The 24,260-nt window shown below is 58.7% G+C and carries 23 protein-coding genes; 11 read left to right on the forward strand and 12 right to left on the reverse strand.

Features of this window, described 5'->3' with window-relative positions:
- Both KBX14_RS06540 and KBX14_RS06545 read left to right on the forward strand, forming a co-directional pair.
- Positions 1-699 (forward strand): hypothetical protein (locus tag KBX14_RS06540; RefSeq protein ID WP_256042136.1); only part of this gene is annotated, 699 nt, incomplete at its 5' end.
- 305 nt (positions 700-1,004) lie between these two features.
- Positions 1,005-2,066 (forward strand): glycoside hydrolase family 25 protein, encoded by a 1,062-nt coding sequence (locus KBX14_RS06545; RefSeq protein ID WP_070362600.1) that lies wholly within the window; start codon positions 1,005-1,007, stop codon positions 2,064-2,066.
- On the opposite strand, the gene KBX14_RS06550 is transcribed toward KBX14_RS06545, so the two are convergent.
- The 6 genes from KBX14_RS06550 to KBX14_RS06575 form a co-directional block, all read right to left on the reverse strand.
- A complete protein-coding gene (locus tag KBX14_RS06550) occupies positions 2,063-2,872 on the reverse strand; it encodes a spermidine synthase (protein WP_070362599.1) in 810 nt (269 codons plus the stop codon). The genes KBX14_RS06545 and KBX14_RS06550 overlap by 4 nt on opposite strands.
- A gap of 16 nt (positions 2,873-2,888) precedes the next feature.
- Positions 2,889-3,638 carry an ABC transporter permease gene (locus KBX14_RS06555; protein ID WP_083433196.1) on the reverse strand — a complete coding sequence of 250 codons (750 nt, stop codon included), beginning with the start codon at positions 3,636-3,638 and terminating at the stop codon, positions 2,889-2,891.
- Positions 3,639-3,640: 2 nt separating this feature from the next.
- Positions 3,641-4,387 (reverse strand): ABC transporter permease, encoded by a 747-nt coding sequence (locus KBX14_RS06560; protein WP_070362598.1) that lies wholly within the window; start codon positions 4,385-4,387, stop codon positions 3,641-3,643.
- Positions 4,384-5,298, reverse strand: coding sequence for an ABC transporter ATP-binding protein (locus KBX14_RS06565; RefSeq protein WP_070362597.1), 915 nt, complete (start codon positions 5,296-5,298; stop codon positions 4,384-4,386). The genes KBX14_RS06560 and KBX14_RS06565 overlap by 4 nt, the downstream gene beginning before the upstream one ends.
- 82 nt (positions 5,299-5,380) lie before the next feature.
- Complete coding sequence (locus KBX14_RS06570; RefSeq protein ID WP_070362596.1) at positions 5,381-6,085, reverse strand: response regulator transcription factor; 705 nt, start codon at positions 6,083-6,085, stop codon at positions 5,381-5,383.
- Complete coding sequence (locus KBX14_RS06575; protein WP_256042137.1) at positions 6,082-7,263, reverse strand: sensor histidine kinase; 1,182 nt, start codon at positions 7,261-7,263, stop codon at positions 6,082-6,084. The genes KBX14_RS06570 and KBX14_RS06575 overlap by 4 nt, the downstream gene beginning before the upstream one ends.
- Before the next feature lie 100 nt (positions 7,264-7,363).
- Here KBX14_RS06575 and mnmA point away from each other — a divergent pair, with 100 nt between their 5' ends.
- Positions 7,364-8,455: a tRNA 2-thiouridine(34) synthase MnmA gene (gene mnmA / locus KBX14_RS06580; RefSeq protein WP_070479184.1), complete on the forward strand. Its 1,092-nt coding sequence runs from the start codon at positions 7,364-7,366 to the stop codon at positions 8,453-8,455.
- On the forward strand, positions 8,452-9,297 hold the full coding sequence (locus KBX14_RS06585) for a methionine synthase (RefSeq protein ID WP_070362593.1): 846 nt from the start codon (positions 8,452-8,454) through the stop codon (positions 9,295-9,297). The genes mnmA and KBX14_RS06585 overlap by 4 nt, the downstream gene beginning before the upstream one ends.
- Here KBX14_RS06585 and KBX14_RS06590 read toward each other — a convergent pair.
- Positions 9,294-9,977 carry a 3'-5' exonuclease gene (locus tag KBX14_RS06590; protein WP_070363535.1) on the reverse strand — a complete coding sequence of 228 codons (684 nt, stop codon included), beginning with the start codon at positions 9,975-9,977 and terminating at the stop codon, positions 9,294-9,296. The two genes, KBX14_RS06585 and KBX14_RS06590, sit on opposite strands and share 4 nt — an antisense overlap.
- Before the next feature lie 50 nt (positions 9,978-10,027).
- Here KBX14_RS06590 and ligA point away from each other — a divergent pair, with 50 nt between their 5' ends.
- The gene (gene ligA, locus KBX14_RS06595; protein ID WP_070362592.1) at positions 10,028-12,076 is read left to right on the forward strand and encodes an NAD-dependent DNA ligase LigA; all 2,049 of its coding nucleotides are present in this window, start codon (positions 10,028-10,030) and stop codon (positions 12,074-12,076) included.
- Here the strand turns inward: ligA and KBX14_RS06600 are convergent.
- Positions 12,073-12,738, reverse strand: coding sequence for an amino acid-binding ACT domain protein (locus tag KBX14_RS06600; protein WP_070362591.1), 666 nt, complete (start codon positions 12,736-12,738; stop codon positions 12,073-12,075). The genes ligA and KBX14_RS06600 overlap by 4 nt on opposite strands.
- Positions 12,739-12,927: 189 nt before the next feature.
- On the opposite strand from KBX14_RS06600, the gene gatC reads away from it, so the two are divergent.
- From gatC to gatB, 5 genes are all read left to right on the forward strand, one after another.
- Positions 12,928-13,227, forward strand: coding sequence for an Asp-tRNA(Asn)/Glu-tRNA(Gln) amidotransferase subunit GatC (gatC, locus tag KBX14_RS06605; protein ID WP_070362590.1), 300 nt, complete (start codon positions 12,928-12,930; stop codon positions 13,225-13,227).
- 2 nt (positions 13,228-13,229) lie between these two features.
- On the forward strand, positions 13,230-14,711 hold the full coding sequence (gene gatA, locus KBX14_RS06610; protein ID WP_256006515.1) for an Asp-tRNA(Asn)/Glu-tRNA(Gln) amidotransferase subunit GatA: 1,482 nt from the start codon (positions 13,230-13,232) through the stop codon (positions 14,709-14,711).
- A gap of 199 nt (positions 14,712-14,910) precedes the next feature.
- Positions 14,911-15,942 (forward strand): 6-phosphofructokinase, encoded by a 1,032-nt coding sequence (locus KBX14_RS06615; protein WP_070479179.1) that lies wholly within the window; start codon positions 14,911-14,913, stop codon positions 15,940-15,942.
- A 90-nt stretch (positions 15,943-16,032) separates the two neighbouring features.
- Positions 16,033-17,037, forward strand: a complete 1,005-nt coding sequence (locus KBX14_RS06620; protein WP_070479177.1) for a bile acid:sodium symporter family protein — start codon at positions 16,033-16,035, stop codon at positions 17,035-17,037.
- 22 nt (positions 17,038-17,059) lie between these two features.
- Positions 17,060-18,559, forward strand: coding sequence for an Asp-tRNA(Asn)/Glu-tRNA(Gln) amidotransferase subunit GatB (gene gatB / locus KBX14_RS06625; RefSeq protein WP_070479176.1), 1,500 nt, complete (start codon positions 17,060-17,062; stop codon positions 18,557-18,559).
- 77 nt (positions 18,560-18,636) lie between these two features.
- Here the strand turns inward: gatB and KBX14_RS06630 are convergent, their stop codons facing one another.
- A complete protein-coding gene (locus tag KBX14_RS06630) occupies positions 18,637-20,070 on the reverse strand; it encodes a hypothetical protein (RefSeq protein ID WP_070976366.1) in 1,434 nt (477 codons plus the stop codon).
- A gap of 348 nt (positions 20,071-20,418) precedes the next feature.
- Positions 20,419-20,880, reverse strand: a complete 462-nt coding sequence (locus KBX14_RS06635; protein WP_070362584.1) for a MarR family winged helix-turn-helix transcriptional regulator — start codon at positions 20,878-20,880, stop codon at positions 20,419-20,421.
- 165 nt (positions 20,881-21,045) lie between these two features.
- On the opposite strand from KBX14_RS06635, the gene KBX14_RS06640 reads away from it, so the two are divergent.
- Positions 21,046-21,861: a DoxX family protein gene (locus KBX14_RS06640; RefSeq protein WP_070362583.1), complete on the forward strand. Its 816-nt coding sequence runs from the start codon at positions 21,046-21,048 to the stop codon at positions 21,859-21,861.
- Between the two features lie 13 nt (positions 21,862-21,874).
- Here the strand turns inward: KBX14_RS06640 and ilvD are convergent, their stop codons facing one another.
- Positions 21,875-23,713: a dihydroxy-acid dehydratase gene (gene ilvD, locus KBX14_RS06645; protein ID WP_070362582.1), complete on the reverse strand. Its 1,839-nt coding sequence runs from the start codon at positions 23,711-23,713 to the stop codon at positions 21,875-21,877.
- Positions 23,714-23,716: 3 nt separating this feature from the next.
- The gene (locus KBX14_RS06650) at positions 23,717-24,244 is read right to left on the reverse strand and encodes a PH domain-containing protein (RefSeq protein WP_070362581.1); all 528 of its coding nucleotides are present in this window, start codon (positions 24,242-24,244) and stop codon (positions 23,717-23,719) included.
- Positions 24,245-24,260 lie beyond the last annotated feature (16 nt).

A 24,260-nucleotide genomic window follows, 5' to 3' on the forward strand; every position in this document is an offset into this window, starting at 1 on the left:
GGCAAGATCGGCAAGGATTACAACTCCACCATCGGTGCCGCCGATGTGAAGGTTGATGGTAAAGCGCTTGCCGCGCAGCAGGAAGCGATGCAGCAAGCTGAGGCCGCGCAGGGCAGTGCGAAGGTTGCTGTTGTAGGTGACCCTGAGCTTCACCGTGGTGAGAATACGGTGAGCTTGAAGGTTGCAAATCCTGGGTTGGATGCGGCCCGGATGCGTGTTGAGGTTGTCTACCCGTCGGGGAAGGCCGAGCAGGTTGTTACGGTTGCTGGTCAAGGCGAGGCGACGGTTGCGCTGCCAATCAGTGTTGGTGTGGTGAAGACGTCGTCGTTGCCGTTGGATGTGCGTGTGGTCAATGAGGATGGCTCCCAAGCCTTTGCTGGCCGGTTTGATGTTGCCGCGGTCATGGATGCGGATGTTGATGGTGATGCGATGGCTGGTGCGCCTCGTAAACCGCAGCAGAATACGCAGACTGCCCCGACGACGGCGAAGGCTGGTAAGCATGAGTCTTCGCAGCAGTTGACGACGGCGCAGCGCCCAGCGGCGAGTGTGCAGGATGATCGTCAGGATGCGGCAAGCAAGGATCGTATCCAGGCGGAGGGTGAGACGAATATTGCGGCGATTGTTGCTCCGATTGTGGTGCTGCTGCTGTTAATTGGTGGTGGTGTTGCCGCGGCGATGTCTGGTGGTCTGCACTTCTAGCTAGTTGTTCTGTGGGGCCTGTGGTGCCGGGAGTGTTCCCGGTGCCGAGGGCTCCGTTTTTCTATTGTGTGTCGGGCTGGGGTGTGGGATTGTTCCCCGGCAGCACGAACTATTTTCGAGTGGCATGAGGGGGTGCACCAGAATCCGGGTTTTGCCGCCCGTCGTGACGAGAACTTGCTGGTCGTGTCTGCGTGTGGTGGGAATGTGGTGCCCAGCCAACATACAGGCAGATAGTACTGAAGCGTCTGATGATTTGTGTGTGTCGCGTGTGAATGGTGTGACTGGTGTGCGCTAGAGTGTCGCGTATGTATGTAGCCCCTAGACTTCGCTCTGCAACCGCGGCTTTTGTGGCCGCGACGCTTGCCCTTGCGCTTACTGTTTTTGCACCTCAATCGTTGAGTCCTCATGCGGATGCTCAATCAATCCCTGGTCTGATCTCTGGCGTTGATGTGGCTGATCACCAGCGCCCTGGTGGTGCGCCAATCAACTGGAAGATGGCAGGAACGGTCGGTGGGCAGCACTTTGCGTTCGTCAAGGCGACTGAGGGAACGACGTACAAGAACTCGTTTTACGAAGAAGATGTCAAAGCTGCTGCAGATGCAGGTTTGAAGGTCGGTGCATATCACTATGCGCGACCGGGGATGGACCCTATTGCGCAGGCTCGCCACTTCGCAAACGTCATTAACGCTGGCCCTGCGCAGCAGCTGCCACCAGTTCTTGACCTTGAGGTCGATGAGGGGCTTGGTCCAACACAGCTCGCGGCGTGGACGCAGATCTTCCTCACTGAGTTGGAGCGTGCATCGGGCAAGCGGCCGATGCTCTATACCTACCGTTATTTCTGGTACGAGCGGATGAACAACACCAACGCGTTTACTAGCTACCCGCTGTGGCTTGCCGCATACCAGAACCAGCCGCCACGTCCGGTCGGTGGCTGGGACAAGTTGACGTTCTGGCAGCGTAGCGACTCCGGCCGGGTCGCTGGTATTCCGGCGACTGTCGATATGAACTTGTTTAACGGCACCGGTGCACAGTTCGGCGGTTTCGCCGCTGGCAATCTCGGTTCCGCAGGTGGCGTCCTTGAGACGTTCCAGGTGCCGGACTCCGATCAGCTTGAGGTTCTGGAACAGAACAGCACGGCGCTGGTCGTCGCGATCCTCGCGTTGGCCGCCGGTGCCCTGGGTGCATCACAGGTTGCGTCGGAGGCTGCGAAATTCGGCTTTGATATTAAGGACGCGAACAACATCGCTGGCCTTGTCCAGCGCCTGGCTTCTCAGGGCGAACTGCCCGTGGATGACCTGCGTAACATGATGATTGGTGATTACCAGGTTGGTGACCTGCTGATCCTGTTGGATAACGCTGCGCACTAGACGTCGGTAGGCGCGTCGTAGCGAGGGCTCGTAGCAAGGCTACGGGCCCTTTTTTCGTGCTTGAACTGCGCAGGCACGGCGCCTTTGAGCAGTTCACGGTTTAGCGAAGGGCTGGCCTCGATTGGTGTGTTTGCGGCGATGAGGACGATGTTGCCGTAGCGGCGGCCTTTCAGCATTGGTGGGTCCGCGATTGCGGCAACGTGTGGCCACACTTCGAGCATGCCAGCCAGTTCTTCCTTCGCTTCTTTGAGATCCGCGTGGCTGCCGCAGTTTGCCACATATATTCCTGACGGGCTGAGTGATTTCCGCGCTTGCTCGAAGAACTCCACCGTGGTCAGGTTTCGTGGAGTGATCGCTGATGAGAAGACATCGCGAATGATGATGTCGCGGGTGTTGGGTTTGAAGCTGTCGGTGACTTCGCGGGCGTCACCGACTCGTATTTTAACGACCGGTGAACGGGGGATATCGAAAAGTTCGCGGGCGAGCTCGGCAAGTGACATGTCAATTTCCACGACAGTGTTGCGCGAGCCGTTCCACTTAGAAGCAAAGTAGCGGGGCAGTGTGCAGGCAGCGCCACCGAGGTGGGTTAGGCGTGGTTTGGGCCAAAGGGGGACGTCGACAAGCTGTTGGTCGTTCAGAAAATCAGCGATCCACCTCATGTATTCGAAGTCCAGCCGTTCGGGGTCGCCGGGGACGATGTGGGAGCTCGGCACGCCGTTGACGAGGAGCACCATGGAGCCGTCCGGTTCGTGGAGAACCTCCGCGACGCCGGTATCGATTTCATGGAATTCACTTTTTGCTGCCATGCACAGTGACAGTACCTTACGCCTTCACGTCGGCATGGCGCAGGTACACGACGGACGCAAGCCACGCTGTGGCAGTAAGCAGCAGGGTGCTTGCGAGGACGCCGGACACCGCATTCCACTCGAGGATACCCGAGCCCGCGACTGCGTTACCGCCCATCCACAGCATCGTGGCCACGCCGACGGGAGGAAGCAGAAACTGCGCTACTGTGGCGCCGGCAGCAATTGCACCAAAAGCGACGAGGCTGGCCACCACGCCAAGGGCGACTGGCATGGCAAAGTTGCGGACCAGCATTGAAGCGAAGCTTTGCCACGCGGCCACTGCCATCGCAGGAACCACAGCGAGTAAGGACGATGCGAGTAGGGCCATCGGCGGCATGCCTGATAGGCCAGCGACCCAACCACCGATAGTGCTCAAGACGATGAACACGCACTGCATAATTGAGGTCATCGCGATGAGTACAGCAAGTTTTGCGGTGACCAGACTCGCCGCCGATCTGGACGAGGTAAGCAATGTGTTCCAGTTGCCGCCACGGTGCTCAACGCGCCACGTGGAGGACGCGAGAATCGAAATACCCGCCACCATGAAAAGCATGCCGTAAAATAGCGTCGCCTGGGACCAATAGCTCGTCCACCCGGATTCCAAAGTCTCAGAGTTGGCGGCGTAGTTGCCAGCACCGAAGACGACGGAGACGAGTGGGATGGCGACGGCAACGATTGTGATGTAAGTGCGCCGAAGTTTACAAAACTCGTTAACGATCATGTCCATGATTAGATTTCTTTCCTGTCGAGTATTCGCGTTATTGCAACGAACCCTGTAGCGAGCAACACGACGTAGACACACCACGAAGCCCAACCTGGTTGCGTAGGAACTGCGCCTTCGTTAGCGAAGGTGTATGGGAGTAGGACTGCAAAATAGCCGAAGGGGTTCATCTCAGCGAGCCACACAGGGGAAAGCAGCGAGGTGATGCCGAGGAAGCCTCCCGCCACGCCAAATGCCAGCACTCCTACTTGCGATTCAGTGACCGCTGCGAGCACGAACATGGCGCTGGTGATCGCTAGGCTAGTGACAACGGCTGCAACTACGTACACTGCCCAGGCTCCAGCTGTGCTTCCGCTAGGCAGCGGCGCACCCAGCAATACTGGTAGCGCGATGCACGCCGTGAACTCCATCAGCTTGAGCGTGACGATGAGAGGCGCCACTACTCGGAACTTTCGTCGCAGCAGCGAGCCCTTGCGGACGCCAGCAACCGCGTTGAGCAGCCACCCGCCACTTGCATGCTCGTTATCGACGGCGCGACTGGCAATGAGCGCCAATTGCAGTGGGGTGAGAAATGCGAGCGACATCGCAACCGCAATCAGTTGGCCCGACCATGCTGCCTCCGGGGCAGCGGTGAACGCGTCGATTTGGCCGTCTGAGAACAAGCTCATACAAGCGAACAGTACGATGCCCAGGGAGAGCACGCCGCCCAGTAGCGAGATGTGCGTACGACGCAGCTTCAAGAATTCGATGCTCATGCGCTAAGCCCCTTGCGTCCTGTCATCCCAATAAAAATTTCTTCCAGGCTGCGGTGCTTTCGCAGAACCTGGTAGATCGGGACTCCGTGATGGACGAGCTGCGCGCATGCAGTAGCAACGGCCTCCTCGGTAAGTCCGGGTAGTGCCACGCCCCCGGAAACGATGCGTGGTTGCAAGTCTCGTAGAACTTCGGTGGCAACGGCTGCCTGTGGGGTTTGGACGTAGACGTCGGGGAGGTGGGCGTCGAAAAGCTGCTGCTTCGAGCCTTGAAATATGAGCTTGCCTTGGTTGATAATGCTGAAGCTGGTGGCCATCTTCTCCATTTCGGAGAGCAAGTGACTTGAAACGAGGACAGTACGGCCTTCGTCGCGTGCGAGACTGATGATAAGCTCGCGGATTTCTTCGATACCTGCAGGGTCGAGGCCGTTGGTTGGTTCATCGAGGATGAGCAATTGAGGGTCGCGTACGAGCGCGATTGCGATGCCGAGGCGTTGCTTCATGCCGAGCGAATAGTTCTTGACCTGTTTGTCCATGTGCTTTTCCAAGCGAACAAGTCGTACCGCGCGCTGCGCGTTTGCAGAATCGGCTTTGAATAGACGCGTCACAATCTTCATGTTCTCCGCACCGGTGAGGTGCGGGTATGCCGCTGGCGACTCGATGAGTGAGCCGATGCTAGCGAGTACCTCGCCGCGTGTTGAGCGGGTCATCGGCTGCCCCAGCACGGTGATCTCCCCGGCAGTTGGTGTGGTCAGGCCGAGCAACATTTTCATTGTGGTTGATTTGCCGGAGCCGTTCGGCCCCAGGAGCCCGTGCACGGCGCCCTGCGGAACCTCAAGCGAAAGCTTGTCGACGACTGTGTGCGCACCGTAGACCTTCGTCAGGCCCTTCGTAGTAATGATTGGTGAGTTCATGGTGTTCACTATCGCCAAGTGAGGCTCCGAAAGCGTCGGAGCTTGGTACGATCTTGCAAGTCATACCGGGGGATGATGGTGCTTAGCCATCGAGGAGATCGGAACGATCGACAAGGCCCGTGCGATAGGCGAAGAGCGCCGCATGCACGCGGTCGCGCGACTGGGTCTTGGACAAGATCCTCCCGACATGCGTCTTCACCGTTGGCATGGAAATGAACATGCGCTCAGAGATCTCCGAGTTTGACCAGCCACGACCGATTGCGATGAGTACTTCGCGCTCGCGGGCAGTGAGCTCGCCAAGCGCCATGCGGTCAGTCGCAGAAATTGAAAGCTCCTCGTCGGCGTGTGCGGCTTGGCGCGTGCTGTGAGAGATCCGAGCAATGATGCGTTTGGTGGCGCGCGGAGAGATGACGGCATCGCCAGCAGCGACGGTACGGATGGCGTCGAGAAGTTCCTCGGGTTGTGTGTCCTTGAGCAAGAACCCACTGGCGCCGGCCCGCAGTGCGTCCACGACGTAATCCTCGTCATCGAACGTGGTGAGGATAATGACCTTGGTTTGCGGGAAACGGCTGGCGTACTCGGCCGTCGCGGCAATGCCGTCGAGGATGGGCATTTGCACATCCATCAGCACTACATCGACCGGGTGGGATGCCTGTTGCTCGAGTGCCTCAGCGCCGTTCGAGGCCAGCCAATCGACGCCCAAATCTGTCTGGGAGTCGATGACGAGCTGGATACCGTGGAGGAAGAGTGCCTGGTCGTCGACGATCCCTAAGCGAATTGTGCTCATGCATGCTCCAGCGTGTCGGGGTGTATCACTCCGGCGAGACCTTGCTCAACGTAGGGGATTCGCACTTGCGTGACCCACTCTGCACGCCCGCTGTTGGTGGGGGTGGGGCCTGCCTGCAAAGTTGCCCCGATAAGAGCGGCGCGCTCCCGCATCCCACGCAAGCCGTGGCCATTGACAAGGCTTGCTGCAGTGCCATCGAATCCATTGTTCACACGGATTACCACTTGTTTTTCCTCCCACGTCACATCAAGCAAAGCAGCGCCGTCGCCGTGTTTGAGCGCATTCGTGAGAGCCTCCTGGACCACGCGTCTGGCCGCAAGGGACGTAGCAAGTGGTAGCTGCTCTGGTGCAGATCCCGTTTGCGAGTAAGTGATATCCAGGCCGCCGAGTCGACTCGTACGAACCAGCTCTTCGAAATCTAGAGACACTGGTGAAGGTTCCACCGACCGCGACTCGGGCGCACGAAGTAGCGCGACCACTTCGCGCATTTGCGCCAGGGATTCCCGTCCGACCTCTCCGATTACTCGAAGGGCTTTGTCGCAGTCCCCGCCGTAGCGTCCGCCATCGGCCTGCGCAACAATCACAGTGAGCGAATGGGTAACCACGTCGTGGATCTCGCGGGCAAGGAACGCGCGTTGCTCAGACATAGCCTGTTGAAGCTCGATCCGTTGCTGCCGCAGCGCCTGCTCGAGCTCGCGGGTTGCGGCTTCTTCGGTCCGCCTGCGTAGCTCGCCGAAGAGTCCAGCCGCCACTAGCAACGTGGCGCTCCACGCGAGGTGGGGAAGCTGCTGCTCAAAGGGCATGCTCCGAGGCACGGGCGATACGAGTGAGAGTGCCACGAGGTCTCCTGTAACGAGCGCAATGGCAGCGAAGTCGCGAAGAACTGGGCGAACATTGCGACGGATGATGTAGGCAGTGAAGACCCCAACGACAATCACCGCTACCGTGAGGTTCGTGCTGAATGCACGCATCCCCAATAGGACGAATGCGGTGAGCACAGTTGCAGTTGGCCATCGCCAGCGGGAAAAAGGGGCGACGATAGCCCACAGCAGGAGAGGTACGACCGCCCATGCAGATCTCGTGGCACTCAGGACACCAAGCGAAGCACACACGCCGAGGACAAAAGCGATGCTTGCGTCACGCATGCGGATCGGCAGGCGGGCAGTAAAGGGAGGCATATCCATAACCTAATCGACCTGCGCAGGGCTGTCGTCATGCCTGGGTATGATTCGGCGTACGCTTTTCTTCTCCTCCTGCTCGCGGGTACACTTCCGCCACATGCGAGTTTTAGTGGCGATGAGTGGAGGCGTGGACAGCTCAGTGGCCGCTGCACGCCTTGTCCAAGCTGGCCACGACGTTGTGGGCGTGCACCTGGCGCTCTCGCAGGACCCGCAGGCCACCAGAGAGTCGGCACGCGGGTGTTGCTCGCTGGAGGATTCTGCGGACGCTCGACGTGTGTGCGACAAACTCGGGATTCCATTTTATGTGTGGGACTTTTCCGATCGCTTTAAAGCCGAGGTCATTGATAATTTCGTGTGGTCGTACGAGCATGGTGAGACCCCGAATCCATGCCTGCGATGCAACGAGAAAATCAAGTTTGCTGCCTTGCTTGAGCGCGCTGTCGCGCTTGGGTTCGACGCGATCGCTACCGGCCATTACGCAACTATCGACGAAGACGGGAACCTGCGGCGCTCGGTGGACCCGCTGAAAGACCAGTCTTATGTGTTGGGAGTGCTGACGCGTGATGAGCTTGACAAGTGCATCTTCCCAGTCGGTGATACGGAAAAACCTCAGATTCGTGAGGAGGCGGCAGCGTTCGGGTTCGCTACCGCTCAGAAGCCGGACTCCTACGATATTTGCTTTATCCCGGACGGCAACACCCAGGCATTTTTGGGTAGGTCCATCGGTATGCGCCCAGGAATCGTGCGCGATCAGGACGGCACCGAGCTCAAAGAGCACGACGGCGCGTTCCAGTACACCATCGGACAGCGCCGCGGCCTCAACCTTCGCGTGCCAGCCCAGGACGGAAAGCCGCGCTACGTCACCGATGTCGACGCCACCACGGGCACGGTTACTGTCGGGCCGCGCGAAGCGCTCAAAGTCTGGCAGATCGACGCAGACCGCCTGAAAGTACTGCATCCGGCGATGCAAGGTGAGTTCGCGGCCAATGTACAGATCCGTGCGCACGGCGGGGTCGTCGCCTGCCACGCACGCGTTGAGGGCAACAGCATGCATCTCGAGTTGGAGACGCCCCTGGAGGGAGTCGCGCGAGGGCAGGCTGCCGTGCTGTACTTGCCTGACCCGGACGGGCGCGGTGACGTGGTGCTGGGGTCCGGCACGATTTGTGGGACTTCGAGCGTGCAACCATGACGGCGTTCGGCCTCGGGGAGTTGCCCGGCACAGACCTCGTCACTGCCGCGGACGTTGTGCTTTCAGAATCACCGCTGCCACACATTCCACAGCTGCCAGAGCGTGGGATCGGGAGTGACCTGATTGGGCGAACAGCCGCGTTGCTCGACATTCCCATCGACCGCGGCCCGCGCGGATGGCGCGTTGGCACCCAGCACCGGGCGGTGCGTGACCAGATGGATCGCGACCTGGATGTCCTGGAATCGCTGTGGGCCGGCAAGCTCGATGCGATCAAAGTCCAGGTTGTCGGTCCTTGGACACTTGCAGCAGAAATTGAGATGCGCAATGGACACCGCATGATCACGGACACTGGTGCGCTGCGGGATGTGACCGAGGCGCTTGCACAGGCTATTGACGATCATCGAGAAGATGTGGGGCGTCGATTAGCTCCGACAGTGCTGCAAATCGACGAGCCAAGCCTCGACGCCGTGATGAGAGGCTCACTGCGTGGTGCGACTGATGCCGAACGCATCCCGGCATACCCAGAACCGGAGGAGCGCCTCGCAGGCTTTGGTAAGTACCTACTCCACGCGCCAATGATGATCAACGTCCCTTGGCAGACCGTAGACCTTGCGGACCTACAATCAACCGCCGAAAAAGACCGCTTTGCGCAACTGCTCGATCGCGGCAGCCGCTTCGCGCTTGCACCCATGCGGCCAAGGGATGTGTGGAACGTGCTCGACGAACTCCAAACCGACCCTGAGGCCTGCAGCTTCGACGTGTGGGCACGACCCGCGGATACGTTGAAACAGGCCGCTGCGAACTACCGTGAAGCCGCTGAAATGGCGGAAGGGCTGCGCTAACTCGCATCCCCGATCATCGGCCACGACGTCGTGAGGTTTGAGACATCACGCCCCTTCGACTCGAAGAACTCCCGCAACTCTGTTTGGAGTTTGTAGTACTCCACGGCCTGAAACTCCATCAACTCGTCCGTGCTCATCTGGGCGAGTTCAGGGTAGGTGGAGCGGACCTGCTTCCACGCAAGGCGCGCAGCGGCGGTCGCATCAGCCGTCGCATCGTGAGCGTTGTCGAGCTTCACTCCGTACAGCTCGCACAGAGCGCCGAGGTTGCGTTTCCCCTTCCTGTAGCGGTCCTTCGCCCGGTCGATGACGAGAGGGTCGAAAACCGGGCCGGTTACAGTGAAGTCTCCGGTGAGCTGTCGCAGCACAGAAAGGTCATACGGCGCGTTAAAAACGATGAGAGTGAGGCCGTCCTCCCAACCGCGCTTAATCATGTCAACTGTTTCTTGCAAGACCTCATCGTGCGGGCGGCCGTGCGCGCGGGCGTACTCCGTGGTGATGCCGTGGACCGCGGCAGCCTCTGCGGGTATCTCAACCCCTGGGTCCGCGAGCGCCTCGTGCGCGTTCGCCTGCGCACCGTCGATCGTGACAAGGGAGGACGTCACAATACGAGCAGTGCGTGGGTTCACAGAAGTCGTCTCGAGGTCGAAGGACATCATGCGGGATGCGTCGAAGAAAGCCATGCACATTACCTTACTAACCGTGTCGGACAGAGACGCTAGACTTGCACGTTATGAACGAAAATGTGAACGAATTGCCTGCTAATGACGTCGATGTGCGTCGACTCTGGGATGAGATTGCCAGCCAAGTTCGTCACCATCGGGATCTGTACTACAACAGCCAACCCGTTATTAGTGACGCCGAGTTTGATGAGCTTTTCCAGCGCTTGGTGCGACTTGAGGAAGAGCACCCCGAGCTCGCTGTTCCGGACTCACCGACGATGCAGGTCGGTGCGCCGACCGGCGGTGCGTTCGACGATGTCGAGCACCTCGAGCGGATGATGAGCCTAGATAATGTTTTCTCGGAGGCAGAGCTACGAGACTGGCTGGCAAAGGCGCCGGGCCCGTATCTGACAGAGCTCAAGATCGACGGGCTTTCGATCGACCTCGTGTATGAAAACGGCGAGCTGGTTCGCGCTGCTACGCGTGGTGACGGGCGCGTGGGCGAGGACATTACGGCCAATGCAAAGGTCATTGAAGATATTCCGCACCAGCTGCAGGGCGATGCCCCGGCGCTAGTCGAGGTGCGAGGGGAAGTTTTTATCCGGCCCGAGGACTTCCCAGATCTCAACGCTGCTCGCATCGAAGAGGGCGGGAAACCGTTCGCGAATCCGCGCAACGCGGCTGCCGGAGGCTTGCGTCAAAAGGATCCCGAGGATGTGAAAAAGCGCAAACTGCGGATGATTTGCCACGGCATCGGTGCGCGCGAGGGGTTTGCCCCGAAGACCCAGCACGAAGCCTACGAGCAGATGGCAGCCTGGGGGCTGCCAGTGTCTGAATACACAAAGCGCGCAGCAACTGCTGATGCGGTGGTGGATGCCGTTCGCTATTGGGAACAGCACCGCCACGACGCGATCCACGAGATGGATGGGCTCGTTGTAAAAGTCGATGCGGTTGAGGAACAGCGCCAACTAGGAGCGACGTCGCGGGCGCCACGGTGGGCGATCGCGTACAAGTACCCGCCGGAGGAGGTCACGACGAAACTGCTCGATATTGAGGTTTCCGTTGGGCGAACTGGCCGAGTAACACCGTACGCGGTAATGGAGCCGGTTTTCGTGTCTGGTACGACTGTCGCCATGGCGACGTTGCACAATCCGACCGAGGTCCGCCGCAAGGGCGTCCTCATTGGTGACACGGTCGTAGTGCGTAAAGCTGGCGAGATTATCCCTGAGGTGTTGGGTCCCGTCGCAGATCTTCGCACTGGAGAGGAGCGGGAGTTCGTGTTCCCCGCGGAGTGCCCAAGTTGCGGGGCAACGTTGGCGCCTGCGAAGGAAGGGGATGCGGACTGGCGCTGCCCGAATACGCGTTCATGCCCGGCCCAGCTGGCGCAACGTCTGAAGTACCTCGCCAGTCGCGGCGCCTTTGACATTGAGGCGCTGGGCGAAAAGGGCGCGCAGGACATGATTGACACTGGTGTGATCCAAGACGAGGGCGACCTGTTTGATCTCACAGAGGAAGACCTCAAGAAGTCACAGGTCTACACCACGAAGAAAGGTGCGGTAAATGCCTCTGGCCGCAAGCTACTGGAGAACCTCGACACTGCGAAAAATGCCGATTTCTGGAGAGTCCTCGTCGCGCTTTCGATTCGACACGTCGGTCCGACCGCAGCTCGTGCGCTCGCCTCCCGTTACGGCAACATGGAAGCGCTTGTCGACGCCCCACTGGAGGACCTTGCGCAAACAGACGGAGTAGGCGCCATCATTGCGGAATCGTTCCAAGAGTGGTTCCGCGTTGACTGGCACCGCGAGATCGTCGAAAAGTGGACAGCTGCTGGCGTGACGATGGAAGTTGATGCCGCCGACGTTGCTCCGCAAACCCTTGAGGGGATCACCGTGGTGGTGACGGGCACGCTCGAGGAATACACGCGTGATGGCGCGAAAGAGGCGATCGTGTCGCGTGGTGGTAAGGCATCGGGGTCTGTGTCAAAGAAGACGGACTTTGTGGTCGTCGGCGAAAATGCCGGTTCAAAAGAGCAAAAGGCGCGTGAGCTCGGCCTCAGGATTCTCAACGAGGAAGAGTTCACCCGCCTGCTCGAACAGGGGCCAGAAGGAGTTGAAGACTAGGAAATTATCGAACCGATGATGGTTCCCAAGTCTCCGATCTGAGCTACCTCTGATGCAAGGAAATCAGGGCCGCCGATGCGACCGACAACGAGAATGTACTCGGAGGCGCCGAGGGGAGTGATGGCAAGCGCGGTATCGAGTTGCCACCACGACTCTGGTGTCCACGCGTCGTTGTCCGGAACGAGCACCCGCGCATGCTCGAGCGGTGGCATGATTGGGTGGGATTGGTCATCTTCTGGTGCAGCCTGGGAGGCGCACAGGCGGTCGAGTCCTTCGGGGGTGTGCTTCAGCACCACGGCCCAGGAAGAGGTCATTGCCTGGGGGATCATCACGGTTAACTCGTCGAGTGCCTGCTTCGGATTGTTTGCAAGCTCGGCGATTTTCGCCAGCATCCGGATGTGCCCACTGCGGTCAACGCGCCCAGTGAACGGGCGGATCGAATCAACTTCAACGCCGTCGATGGCTGAAGCTGCTGTAATGAGTGCGTCGACCATCGTTCCGGTGGGCAAGCTGACAACAATGTCGTCAGTGACGGTACCGCTTGGATCAGTCTCGACGATGTCGACGGACTGAATATTTGCGTCGATTACGCCGAAGGCTTCCGCGAGTTCGCCAAGACTGCCGGGTAGGTCGGGCAAGGTCACTCGTACGAGGTAAGACATAGGCTCTTTTATAGCACTGCATACGGACAGCATGCTGCCAATTACATGAATATATGCATGCAATTGTAAAAATGAGGCGAAAAGGGATGGGGCGATGGTGTGGTGTTGCCTAGTGCGATGCGGGTTCTGGGGATAACGTAGAATGAACACGTTTTAGTGGCTAACCTACGGTAAAGATTGGACTTCACATTGGCTGAGATTTCACGCGATGAGGTCTCCCGCATCGCACGCCTCGCGCGAATTGCGTTGCAGGAGGATGAGCTTGACCAGATCGCCCAGCAGCTCGACACCATTGTTGACGCTGTTTCGAAGGTGCAACAGGTCGACACTGATGGGGTGGAGCCGATGAGCCACCCCCACTCGATTGACGCTGGCATGAGGCCGGACGTCGAGAAGAAGACGTTGACGCAGGCGCAGGCCCTTGACCAGGCCCCTGAAGTTGATGAAGAGCGCTTCGTAGTTCCACAGATCCTTGGAGAAAGTGAGTAGGCATGACTGAGTACACGCTTCCATCTGAAGGCATTGTGTCGCTTCCAGCTCACGTGCTTGCACAGAAAATCCAATCCGGCGAGCTGACGTCGCGCGAGGTTACCCAGGCATTCCTGGACCGCATTGCGGAGACTGATAACGAGCTCGGGGCATTCCTACATGTCGGCGCCGAGGAGGCTCTCGCTGCGGCAGACGAGGTGGATGCCCAGGTCGCTGCTGGTAAGCCACCGGCTTCAAAGCTGGCTGGTGTACCTCTGGCACTGAAGGATTTGCTGGTGACGACGGATGCCCCGACCACCGCTGCATCGAAGATGCTTGAGGGATACCGCAGCCCGTACGACGCTACGGTAGTCCGCAAGTTGCGCGAGGCCGGTATCCCAATTCTGGGCAAGACGAACCTCGACGAGTTTGCGATGGGTTCCTCCACTGAGAACTCCGCCTATCAGGTCACCCGTAACCCGCATGACCTCGAGCGTGTTCCGGGTGGATCTGGCGGTGGTACCGCTGCTGCACTTGCCTCTGGCCAGGCACCAATTGGTATTGGCACTGATACCGGTGGCTCTATTCGTCAGCCGGCATCGCTGACAGGCACCGTCGGTGTGAAGCCGACGTACGGCGGTGTTTCCCGCTACGGTGTGATCGCTTGTGCGTCGTCGCTGGATCAGGTTGGACCGTGTGCGAACAACGTCCTCGACACGGCGTTGCTGCACGAGATTATTGGCGGCCACGACGAGTTCGACGCCACAAGCGTTGACACTCCGGTACAGGAGCTCGCAGCTGCCGCTGAACAGGGCGCTTCGGGCGATCTGTCTGGCGTGAAGATCGGACGCGTGAAGCAGTTCTCGCGCCCAGGTACCCAGCCAGGCGTCACTGAGCGTATCGACGCCGCCTTTGCACAGTTCGAACGTCAGGGCGCAGAGATCGTCGAAGTGGACTGCCCGAGCTTCGACGACGTCATGGGCGCGTACTACATCATCCAGATGTCCGAGGTTTCGTCGAACCTCGCGCGCTTTGACGGTATGCGCTATGGCCTGCGCACGGGTGACGACGGCAAGCACTCTGCGGAAGATGTGATGGCGTCGTCCCGTGGTGACGGCTTCGGCCCGGAGGTGAAGCGTCGCATCATCCTCGGCACGTATGCGTTGTCTGTTGGTTATTACGACGCCTACTACCTGCAGGCGCAGCGTGTGCGTACCCTCATCGCGCAGGATTTCCGTCGGGCGTTTGAGAAGGTGGATGTCATCGCTGGCCCGGCCGTTCCTCAGACTGCGTTCAAGATCGGGGAGAAAGTCGACGATCCGTTGGCAATGTACAACTTTGACCTCTTCACCTTGCCGTTGAACCTGGCAGGCCTCCCGGGCATGAGCGTCCCGGCGGGGACGGCAAGCGATACTGGTCTTCCCGTTGGCTTGCAGATTATTGCTCCTGCTTTTGAAGACGAGCGCCTGTACCGTGTTGGTGCGGCGTTTGAGGCTGGACGCTAGCTTTCTTATCTGGCATATCCACCACGACCCCGCAGGTTACTGCCGCGGGGTCGTTTTCATTTTGATAACACCTTAATCGTCTATGTTGTGGATTTGTGTGTGAATGGGAGTATCAATTTGACGCCTGTGACCAGCGGAAATCAGATTTTTGGGCATGCGGAATAAGCCCTTTTGCCTTGAAAGCGCTAGGGTTGTGTGTATGCGACTTGCCACTCTTACCTCCGGCGGCGACTGCCCAGGGCTGAACGCCGTCATTCGCGGAATCGTCCGAACTGCCAGCGCGGAATATGGCTCGACAGTTGTCGGGTACCTCGATGGCTGGGTCGGGCTGATGGAAGACCGCAGGATTGACCTGTACGACGATGCGTTTATCGATTCGATTTTGCTGCGCGGCGGCACCATCCTGGGGACCGGCCGTTTGCACCCCGACAAGTTCAAAGCCGGTATCGACACTATTAAGGCGAATATGGATGACGCCGGTATCGACGCCCTGATCGCCATTGGCGGCGAAGGTACCCTCAAGGGTGCCAAGTGGTTGTCCGATAATGGCATTCCAGTTGTCGGCGTTCCAAAGACCATTGACAACGACGTCGCCGCGACTGACTACACGTTCGGCTTTGACACCGCAGTATCGGTTGCTACCGACGCGATTGACCGCCTGCATACGACTGCAGAATCACACAACCGCATCTTGATCGTCGAAGTGATGGGCCGTCACGTCGGCTGGATTGCACTCCATGCCGGTATGGCAGGTGGTGCACACTACACGGTCATCCCTGAGGACCCATTCGACATTGCAGATATTTGCAAGGCAATGGAGCGCCGCTTCCAGATGGGAGAGAAGTACGGCATCATCGTTGTCGCCGAAGGCGCTATCCCGAAAGAGGGCACGATGGATGCAGGCCTCGGTGAGGAAGACGAGTTCGGTCACAAGACCTTCAACGGGATGGGGCAGATCATCGCTGACGAGATTAAGCGCCGCCTCGGTTACGATGTCCGAACTACGGTGCTGGGGCACATCCAGCGCGGTGGTACGCCAACGGCGTATGACCGAGTGCTTGCCACTCGTTACGGCGTGCACGCAGCCCGTGCTGCACACGAAGGCAACTTTGATACCTGTGTAGCCCTGCACGGTGAGGATATCGATCTCGTGCCGCTCGAGTCCGCAGTGGCACACCTGAAGACGGTTCCGGAACACCGGTACAAGACTGCACGAAGCATGTTTGGATAAGAAATTTTTGGGTGGAGCGCCCGCGCCAGTGCAAAAGATTTTTGCGGAAACTGGCGCGGGCGCTCCTTTTGTGTGTCTATAGTGTGACCTATGACTGTTTCGGTAGATGAGAAAAGAGAACCATCTAGCGGGAATGCCCAGGACCGCGCTGCATACCTCGCAACGCTGGGCTTCCCAGTGCTAGTACTGATTGGCTTCGCGCTTGGTGCAGCAGCACCTGGCGCGGTCGCCCCAATTTCTGGTTGGACTACGTGGCTCCTGGGCATTGTGATGTTCGGCATGGGGCTTACCTTGCGCCCAGTTGATTTTCGTCTCGTTTTTTCGCGTCCGCTCCCGGTACTCATCGGTGTGGTTGCGCAGTTCGTCATCATGCCTGCAATTGCAGTAGCGATTACTGTGGTGCTCGGTCTGCCGTCTGAAATCGCGGCAGGTGTGATCTTGGTTGGATGCGCACCAGGTGGTACGTCATCCAACGTCGTTAGCTACCTTTCCCGTGGTGACGTAGCTTTGTCGGTCACTATGACGTCGATATCGACGCTGCTTGCACCAATCATGACGCCGCTGTTGACTCTGTGGCTGGCAGGCCAGCACATGCCAGTGAGTGCAGCAGCAATGGCGCTGTCGATCGTCAAGATGGTCATCGTTCCAATCGTGCTCGGTCTCGTCGTGCGCCTCGTGCTGCCTCAGCTTGTTGACGCCATCTTGCCTGCGCTGCCGTGGGTCTCTGTGATTGCGATCTCGATGATCGTGGCGATTGTCGTGCAGGGCTCCCGTGAGAAACTTGCAGAGGCTGGTCTCTTGGTGCTGCTGTGTGTAGCAATCCACAACATCCTGGGGTACCTGCTGGGCTACCTGACTGGAAAGGTCACGCGTCAGCCGGAAACCGCTTCTCGAACAATGGCTGTCGAGGTTGGGATGCAGAACTCCGGCCTAGCCGCCACGCTTGCCGCACAGTACATGAACCCAGTCGCGGCACTTCCAGCGGCAGTGTTTTCTGTATGGCACAACCTCTCCGGTGCGGTATTTGCGTTCATCTGTCGCTCCGTAGACCAGCGGAAACGTGCTATGGGCGCGCCAAGCGACACGGAGAACTAGGAGAGCACTACACTAGAGCACTATGACTGCGTACGACCTGATGGATTACGACGAAGTACTGGAAAAATTCGACCCGGTTATGGGGTTGGAGGTACACGTTGAGTTAGCAACCGAGACCAAGATGTTCTCGACATCTTCAGCCCACTTCGGTGCGGCGCCAAACACCAACGTCGACCCTGTGTCGCTTGGATTGCCTGGCGCATTGCCCGTCGTTAATGCAAAGGGTGTTGAGTGGGCAATCAAGATCGGCCTTGCACTGAACTGCAAGATTGCGGAAAGCTCGCGCTTCGCGCGTAAGAACTACTTTTACCCGGATCAGCCGAAGAACTACCAGATTTCGCAGTACGACGAGCCGATCGCGTACGACGGCTACCTGGACGTCCTGCTCGATGATGGTACTGAGTACCGCGTTGAAATCGAGCGCGCGCATATGGAAGAAGACACCGGTAAGCTGACGCACCTCGGGTCTGCCTCGGGGCGCATCACGGGTGCGACGGCCTCGTTGGTTGACTGTAACCGCGCTGGTGTTCCGCTCATTGAGATCGTGACGAAGCCGATTATCGGTGCAGGGGAGCGTGCTCCCGAGGTCGCTCGTGCGTACGTTGGCGCGCTCCGCGAGCTTGTGAAGGCTCTCGGTGTCTCTGATGCACGCATGGACCAGGGGTCGATGCGCTGTGACGCGAACGTTTCGCTGCGCCCGATCGGTCAGGAGAAGTTCGGCACCCGTACGGAGACGAAGAACATCAACTCCTTGAAGTCGGTTGAGCAGGCCGTCCGCTTCGAGATGATGCGTCAGGCACAGGCGCTCGTCAACGGCGAAGAGATTGTGCAGGAGACTCGCCACTACCAGGAGAAAGATGGCTCGACGTCGAAGGGGCGTCCAAAAGAAGAGGCCTCTGAGTACCGCTACTTCAACGACCCAGACCTGCCCCCAGTTATCGCGAAGCCTGAGTGGGTGGAGGAGATCCGCAAGACGCTTCCGGAGCTTCCGTGGGTGCGCCGGGCGCGAATCCAGGAAGAGTGGCAGTTGCCTGAGAAGGAGTTCCGCGATTTGGTGAACGCTGGCGCGTTGGATCTGGTTGTGGATACAGTCGAGGAAGGTACGACTCCTGACGAGGCGCGTGCTTGGTGGGTGTCGTACATTCAGAGCAAGGCAAACGAGCTCGGCAAGGACCTTGACGCAGTTGGAGTGACGCCAAAGGACGTTGCTCGTGTGGTCGAGTTGGTGAAAGAAGGCAAGCTGACGACCAAGCTGGGTCGCCAGGCTATCGACGGCGTGATTGCTGGCGAGGGCCATGTTGATGAGGTTGTCGCTGCTCGTGGCCTCGAGGTCGTGCGTGATGATGGCGCTATCGAAAAGGCTGTCGACGACGCGTTGGCTGCCAACCCGGACATCGTTGAGAAGTACCGAGCCGGCAACAAGAAGGTAACCGGCGCGATTGTCGGTGCCGTGATGAAGGCAACGCAGGGCAAGGCTGATCCTGGTCAGGTGAACAAGCTGATCGCGAAGAAGCTGTCCTAAGCTACATCGCATAAAGGAGCCCCCGCGCCGATTCGAACCGGCGCGGGGGCTCCTTTATGTACTGCAACGAAACGGATCTATTTGCCCTTCGATGCGTTCTTGACGTCCTCGTCGGTGACGGCTGGGAACGTGCCAGTTTCGTACATCTCTGAGTAGGCCTCCCAGTCGATTGGGTCGTCGTGTGAGTCGGCGTCACCAGGTGCACCGTCGTACTCCTCGGAGTCGGGGTCGAGTGCCGGTGCGTCGTCGAGCGAGAACTCATTCTCTGGATCAGCGTGGAGATCCGCAGCGACTTCCTCCTGGACGGATTGCCACAGGTGTGTGTCACCAACGTGAGACTCGGTGACCAGGTCTTCGACCTCTTCGCGCTCCTTCGCGGACAGTTCGCTTTCTGCTGGGTCCAGCGCGGTTTCTGCGAGCTCTGCGAGGCGCTCACGTCGTTTGGTCTCTGCCGCGATACGTCCACGATCCTTGAACCAGGAAATAATCATAACGATCGAGAGCACAAGTCCGAGATAGCCAACGACAGGGTAGACCCAACCAACGAGGGCCGAGAAACCGATGAAAGACAGCGCGAAGCCAATGCCGACCACGATGAAGTAGATCAGTCGGAACTTTTCCTGACGGCCATGAGCGAGACGCCGCGCCATGGCGTAGAACATGCCTACCGCGGTGTTGTAGATCATCAAGTAAATCAGCAGCGAGACGACGAAGCCGACCGCTGGGTGCATGTTGTCAAACACCATGAGCAGTGGGAAGTCGGCGCCGTAGACGCCTTCCATGTTCATGAAAATGATGAAATTCAGGATGACCAGTAGGGCCGCAAAGATGAACCCGCCAAGCAATCCGCCAATGCCGGCTTCGCGAGGGTTGAGCTGCGAGCCCGCAATGACGAGGATCATCGAAACAGCCATGATGATGCAAAGCGTTGCGTAGTTGACAGCGGAGAGCAACCAGTTGTTGCCCACACCTGTAGCAGGTGCGTTCTGCATGGAGAGCTCGTTGATTTGGCTGATGTTGTCTGGCATGTGCACCAGCGTGATCATCAGCGCCACGATCACCGCGACGATAAGAAATGGCGTGATGATGGAAATGACGTTCGTGAGCTTGTCGACGTCCAGGAACCCTGAAAGGACAAGCAGGACGGTCATGATGGCCGCGCCCACCCAAGTTGGGAGCCCGAACTGTTGGTCAAGGTTCGAGCCTGCACCGGCGACCATGACGAAGCCGATCGCAAAAAGGGTGAACATCGTGGCGACGTCCATAAATTTCGATACAAGTGGCTTTGATACGTTCTTAAAGACGGCGCTGTGGTCGTCAGCGAGGTAGAAAGAACCCAACTGGAAGAGCGTCGAGCCAACGACGACGATAATGATGCCAGCAACAATCGAGCCGACAAGGCCCCAGTAGCCGTACGCGAGGAAGTACTGAATCACTTCCTGGCCGGATGCGAAGCCAGCTCCGACGAGCAACCCCACGAACGCGAGCGCCACACGGATAGATTTACGCATAAAACTTTGTCCCTATTGAATATGTAGAAATCGATATAAAAACTTAGCGGTGGCGTTATTGCAACGTCCACCGAACGGGAGTTGATGGTATCAAAGGCATTTCTCCAGCGCACACCATAAAACGGACGGAACAGTAGTGTTAAAGGCTCTGGGGGTGGCGCTGATAAGCGTTCGGCCGTGGTGGGCGTGGGTTGCGACTATCGAATAAACCGCCTGGTAGTAAGGGAGAAGTTGCCAGGTGGTCAGACGGGGGAGGTGCGGGGACGTGTGGAGGGAGAAGCTGGCGTCAAAAAGTATGAGATGCACGCCAAAGCGTTACAGAACTGTTACCTTGGCTAGGCTCGTGCCTTAATGGTCTGGTCCTGCCTTGGCGACGATCTTCTTCATGATTCGGTTGAGTTGGTCGGCCTCTTCCGGCGTAATGGAATCGAATACGAGCTCGCGGAGCTTCTGAAGGTAACCGGGCGTGGACCGCACGATGAATTCGACGCCGTCTTTGGTGAGCGTGGCGATGTTGGTGCGGCGGTCCGTCGAGTCTTGGCTTCGCGCCACGAGCCCACGTCTCTCCAAACGTGCGACGATATGGGACAAGCGTGATGCAGACATCTGTGTTGCCTTCGCGAGTTGGCTCATCGTGATCTTCTGATCGTCAGCTTGTGCGATCTCTACCAGTGCAAGGTAGTCAGACAGATTCATGCTTTCATTGGCCTTGAGTGCTTCGTCAAGGCGGGCAGGGATCCACGAGATCATTGCCCACATAGTGAGCCAAATTTCAGTGTCGTGTTCATCAAGCCAACTGAATCGATGCATGTGATGAGATGTTAGTAACTACAACAGATTTCAACCTAATTTTGTTCAGAGTCCCAGCTTCCGGGGCTACGTTTGAACGAAGGTGGCGTCTCTTAGCGCAAGAAGTTTTGTGGCGCGCCGACGTACAGCCTCGTAATCGGGCAGATTTGTTCTAGATTGCTAGGCATGACTGATAAAAACTTGCGCGATGCTACACCCGAGGATGTAAGTGGACTCGAAGGCATTCCTGAGTTTCAGGGATCGGCTCGAGGCGACTCGGCTCAGGGAATCTATTCGATGACGGGGAAGGCTGCTCCCACTGAGGTGTTTCCAAACGCCGACGCTCCGGGCGGCTTCGATGCCACACCGGCGACCGAAACGGTTGTTGCCAACAACACGCTCGATTCGGTGCCGACGACCTATGCGCAACCAGATGTTGCCGCTGACTCTGACCTGGAAGAGGAGAAGGTTGAGCACGCAAAGCGCGGTACGCTCGACTTTGGCTTGCTGATTGCGCGCCTTACCATCGGGCTCGCGCTCATCCTGCAAGCGATTGCGGTGTTCTTCCGTCTAGGCGATTCGGCTGGTATCGGTGGGCTGGAAGCAGAATTTGCTGCGCAGGGCTACGCATTTACCGACGGCCTGGCTATCATCCTGCCGACGTTGCAGCTCGCCGCAGGTGTCTTCTTGCTGCTAGGGCTGTTGACGCCAGTTGCAGCGATGGTGGGCATCGCAGTTACTGGCTTTGCCGTTTTACACAGCATTGTTGTGAGCGGAGTTGGCCTGAACGTGTTCGAGTGGGAACCAGCAACAGTCTTGGCAGCAGTGCTTTTCGGTGTGGTGCTCGCGCTGCAGTTTGCTGGCCCTGGCCTGTACGGCGTCGACGCGACCCGCTCGTGGGCGCGCCGACCACTGGCAAGCTCCTGGATTTTCGCAGTCCTTGGGTTAGCCGCAGCTGGTGCGCTGTGGTGGTTCGGCGCCGGGGTAAACCCGCTCGCCTAACCACGACTGCCCGCTAGTCGAGCTGGCGGACGGCGCCCTTGTCGGCGGACGTTGCCATCTTTGCGTACACCTTGAGAGCCTTCGACACTTCGCGGACACGATTTGGTGTCCACGGGTGCTCGGAGGCTTCCATTGCTTCACGGCGCTTTTCCAGGACGTCTTCGTCGACATCGAGGGTGAGCTCGCGCCGAGACACTGAGATCGAAACGGTATCGCCGTTTTCGATCAGGCCGATGAGGCCACCGTGGGCAGCCTCGGGTGAGATGTGTCCGATGGAAAGTCCTGACGTGCCGCCGGAGAATCGGCCGTCGGTAATCAGGGCGCACTTCGTGCCCAGTCCGGCACCCTTCAAGAAGGAAGTGGGGTGAAGCATCTCCTGCATGCCTGGCCCACCCGCGGGTCCTTCGTAGCGGATCACGACAACCTCACCCTCAAGTACTTCGTGTGCCAAGATCATCGACACCGCCTGCTCTTGCGAGTCCACAACATGCGCCGGTCCCGAGAACTCCCAGAGACCTTCTTCAACACCTGCAGTTTTGAGGATCGCGCCGTCCGGAGCAAGGTTGCCACGCAGGACGACCAAGCCGCCGTCAGAAGTAAACGGGTGGTCGACATCGTGGATCACGCCACGGATGGCATCGGTATCCAGGCTCGGCCACCGCGCTGACTGCGAGCATGCCTGCGTGGTTCGCTTGCCACCCGGCGCGGCGTGGAAGAGCTCGATGGCTTCTTCACATACGCCGGTGCCACGGATATCCCAGTCCTTGAGCCACTCGTGGAGGGAGTCGTAGACAATTGAGTGCACGTCCTCGTGTAGCAGTCCGCCGCGGTGGAGCTCGCCGAGGATTGCTGGGATGCCTCCGGCGCGGTGGACATCTTCGACGTGGGCTGTGCCGTTTGGAGCAACCTTTGACAGGCACGGGATGTGGTGGGACAGGTCGTCGATATCCGCGAGTGAGAAGTTCACCTCGCCCTCTTGCGCGGCCGCAAGGATGTGCAGAATCGTGTTCGTCGATCCACCCATGGCCATGTCGAGGGCCATTGCGTTGCGGAACGCGTGCACGGTTGCGATCTCGCGCGGCAACACTGAGGTGTCGCCCTCTCCGTAGTAGCGGTTGCACAGGTCAACGATGGTGGCGCCAGCTTTTTCGAACAGCTCACGGCGCGCTGTGTGCGTGGCCAGAGTGGTGCCGTTGCCAGGCAGTGAAAGGCCGAGCGCTTCGGTAAGGCAGTTCATGGAGTTAGCGGTGAACATGCCGGAGCACGATCCACAGGTAGGGCAGGCGCCTTCGACGATGGCATCGAGTTCGTTATCGGAGACAGCATCGTTTGCGGAAAGCGCGATGGCGTCAACAAGGTCGGAGGCTGGCTTTTCGACGCCACCAACGTTAATTGGCTTGCCTGATTCCATCGGGCCGCCGGAGACGAAAACCGTAGGGATGTTGAGCCGCAAAGAAGCATTCAGCATGCCCGGTGTGATCTTGTCACAGTTGGAGATGCATACCATTGCGTCGACGGTGTGGGCGTTGACCATGTACTCCACCGAATCCGCGATGATCTCGCGGCTGGGCAGGGAGTAGAGCATGCCGGAATGACCCATGGCGATACCGTCGTCGACGGCGATGGTGTTGAATTCTTTCGGCACACCGCCGGCGGCGCGTACAGCTTCCGCAACAATTTCCCCTACCTCTTTGAGGTGCACGTGGCCAGGAACGAACTGCGTGTATGAGTTGACGATGGCAACAATCGGCTTGCCGAACTCATTTTCTTCTGTACCGGTTGCTCGCCATAGTGCACGTGCGCCTGCAGCTTGGCGGCCAATGGTTGTGACTCGTGAGCGGAGAGGGATCACGGCTTACTCCTTTGTACGTGGCGCGGGCTCGGGCCGTGGCCCGGGCAGATCAGGGTGTGCCTTGACGTATTCGTCGTAGGCTTCTCGCGACATTAGTACTTTATTGCCGTCTTTGTTGATGATTTCATATTTTCCGTCGGCGGCTTCCTGCGCCTGCGTGATGACGTCCGTGATTCGGCCCCGGGAAGCTTCTGCAAGTTCCGGTAGCATATTAAAGGTCACGCCGGGCATGGTGTGCGATGCCCCGTCAAGAGTTGTGGCCTTCGCCTTCGCACCCTGAAATGCAATTCCCGCCAGGTCAGACCAGGCGATGGTCACGTTTGGCTTCACCATGTACCGCAGAGCAATGCCGCGTTCGCTGATCGTGGTGGAGGCGGTGAAGATCCAGAGCAACCACGCGAGCGGAATGATCAGCAGCCAGCCAAGAAGGAGCGGAGCCCAGGAAATTCCGATCAACGCGATGCCTGTCATGAGGACAACCGCAATGACGTGTTGTTTGCTAGGGCGAAAGGTGGTGGGCGAGTCAGTCATGCAAGTTATGCTAGCC

It is taken from the genome of Corynebacterium sp. CCUG 61414 (assembly GCF_024453945.1).
Lineage (GTDB): Bacteria > Actinomycetota > Actinomycetes > Mycobacteriales > Mycobacteriaceae > Corynebacterium > Corynebacterium pseudogenitalium.

Coding starts and splice junctions, on each gene's coding strand:
- KBX14_RS06590 (WP_070363535.1), bottom strand. CDS start 9,977: ATGGCTTTCTTCGACGCATCCCGCATGATGTCCTTCGACCTCGAGACG.
- gatA (WP_256006515.1), top strand. CDS start 13,230: ATGACTGAGTACACGCTTCCATCTGAAGGCATTGTGTCGCTTCCAGCT.
- KBX14_RS06570 (WP_070362596.1), bottom strand. CDS start 6,085: ATGAGCACAATTCGCTTAGGGATCGTCGACGACCAGGCACTCTTCCTC.
- mnmA (WP_070479184.1), top strand. CDS start 7,364: ATGCGAGTTTTAGTGGCGATGAGTGGAGGCGTGGACAGCTCAGTGGCC.
- KBX14_RS06640 (WP_070362583.1), top strand. CDS start 21,046: ATGACTGATAAAAACTTGCGCGATGCTACACCCGAGGATGTAAGTGGA.
- KBX14_RS06630 (WP_070976366.1), bottom strand. CDS start 20,070: ATGCGTAAATCTATCCGTGTGGCGCTCGCGTTCGTGGGGTTGCTCGTC.
- gatB (WP_070479176.1), top strand. CDS start 17,060: ATGACTGCGTACGACCTGATGGATTACGACGAAGTACTGGAAAAATTC.
- KBX14_RS06550 (WP_070362599.1), bottom strand. CDS start 2,872: ATGGCAGCAAAAAGTGAATTCCATGAAATCGATACCGGCGTCGCGGAG.
- ligA (WP_070362592.1), top strand. CDS start 10,028: ATGAACGAAAATGTGAACGAATTGCCTGCTAATGACGTCGATGTGCGT.
- KBX14_RS06585 (WP_070362593.1), top strand. CDS start 8,452: ATGACGGCGTTCGGCCTCGGGGAGTTGCCCGGCACAGACCTCGTCACT.
- KBX14_RS06560 (WP_070362598.1), bottom strand. CDS start 4,387: ATGAGCATCGAATTCTTGAAGCTGCGTCGTACGCACATCTCGCTACTG.
- KBX14_RS06555 (WP_083433196.1), bottom strand. CDS start 3,638: ATGGACATGATCGTTAACGAGTTTTGTAAACTTCGGCGCACTTACATC.
- KBX14_RS06615 (WP_070479179.1), top strand. CDS start 14,911: ATGCGACTTGCCACTCTTACCTCCGGCGGCGACTGCCCAGGGCTGAAC.
- KBX14_RS06545 (WP_070362600.1), top strand. CDS start 1,005: ATGTATGTAGCCCCTAGACTTCGCTCTGCAACCGCGGCTTTTGTGGCC.
- KBX14_RS06635 (WP_070362584.1), bottom strand. CDS start 20,880: ATGCATCGATTCAGTTGGCTTGATGAACACGACACTGAAATTTGGCTC.
- KBX14_RS06565 (WP_070362597.1), bottom strand. CDS start 5,298: ATGAACTCACCAATCATTACTACGAAGGGCCTGACGAAGGTCTACGGT.
- KBX14_RS06575 (WP_256042137.1), bottom strand. CDS start 7,263: ATGCCTCCCTTTACTGCCCGCCTGCCGATCCGCATGCGTGACGCAAGC.
- KBX14_RS06650 (WP_070362581.1), bottom strand. CDS start 24,244: ATGACTGACTCGCCCACCACCTTTCGCCCTAGCAAACAACACGTCATT.
- KBX14_RS06600 (WP_070362591.1), bottom strand. CDS start 12,738: ATGTCTTACCTCGTACGAGTGACCTTGCCCGACCTACCCGGCAGTCTT.
- KBX14_RS06620 (WP_070479177.1), top strand. CDS start 16,033: ATGACTGTTTCGGTAGATGAGAAAAGAGAACCATCTAGCGGGAATGCC.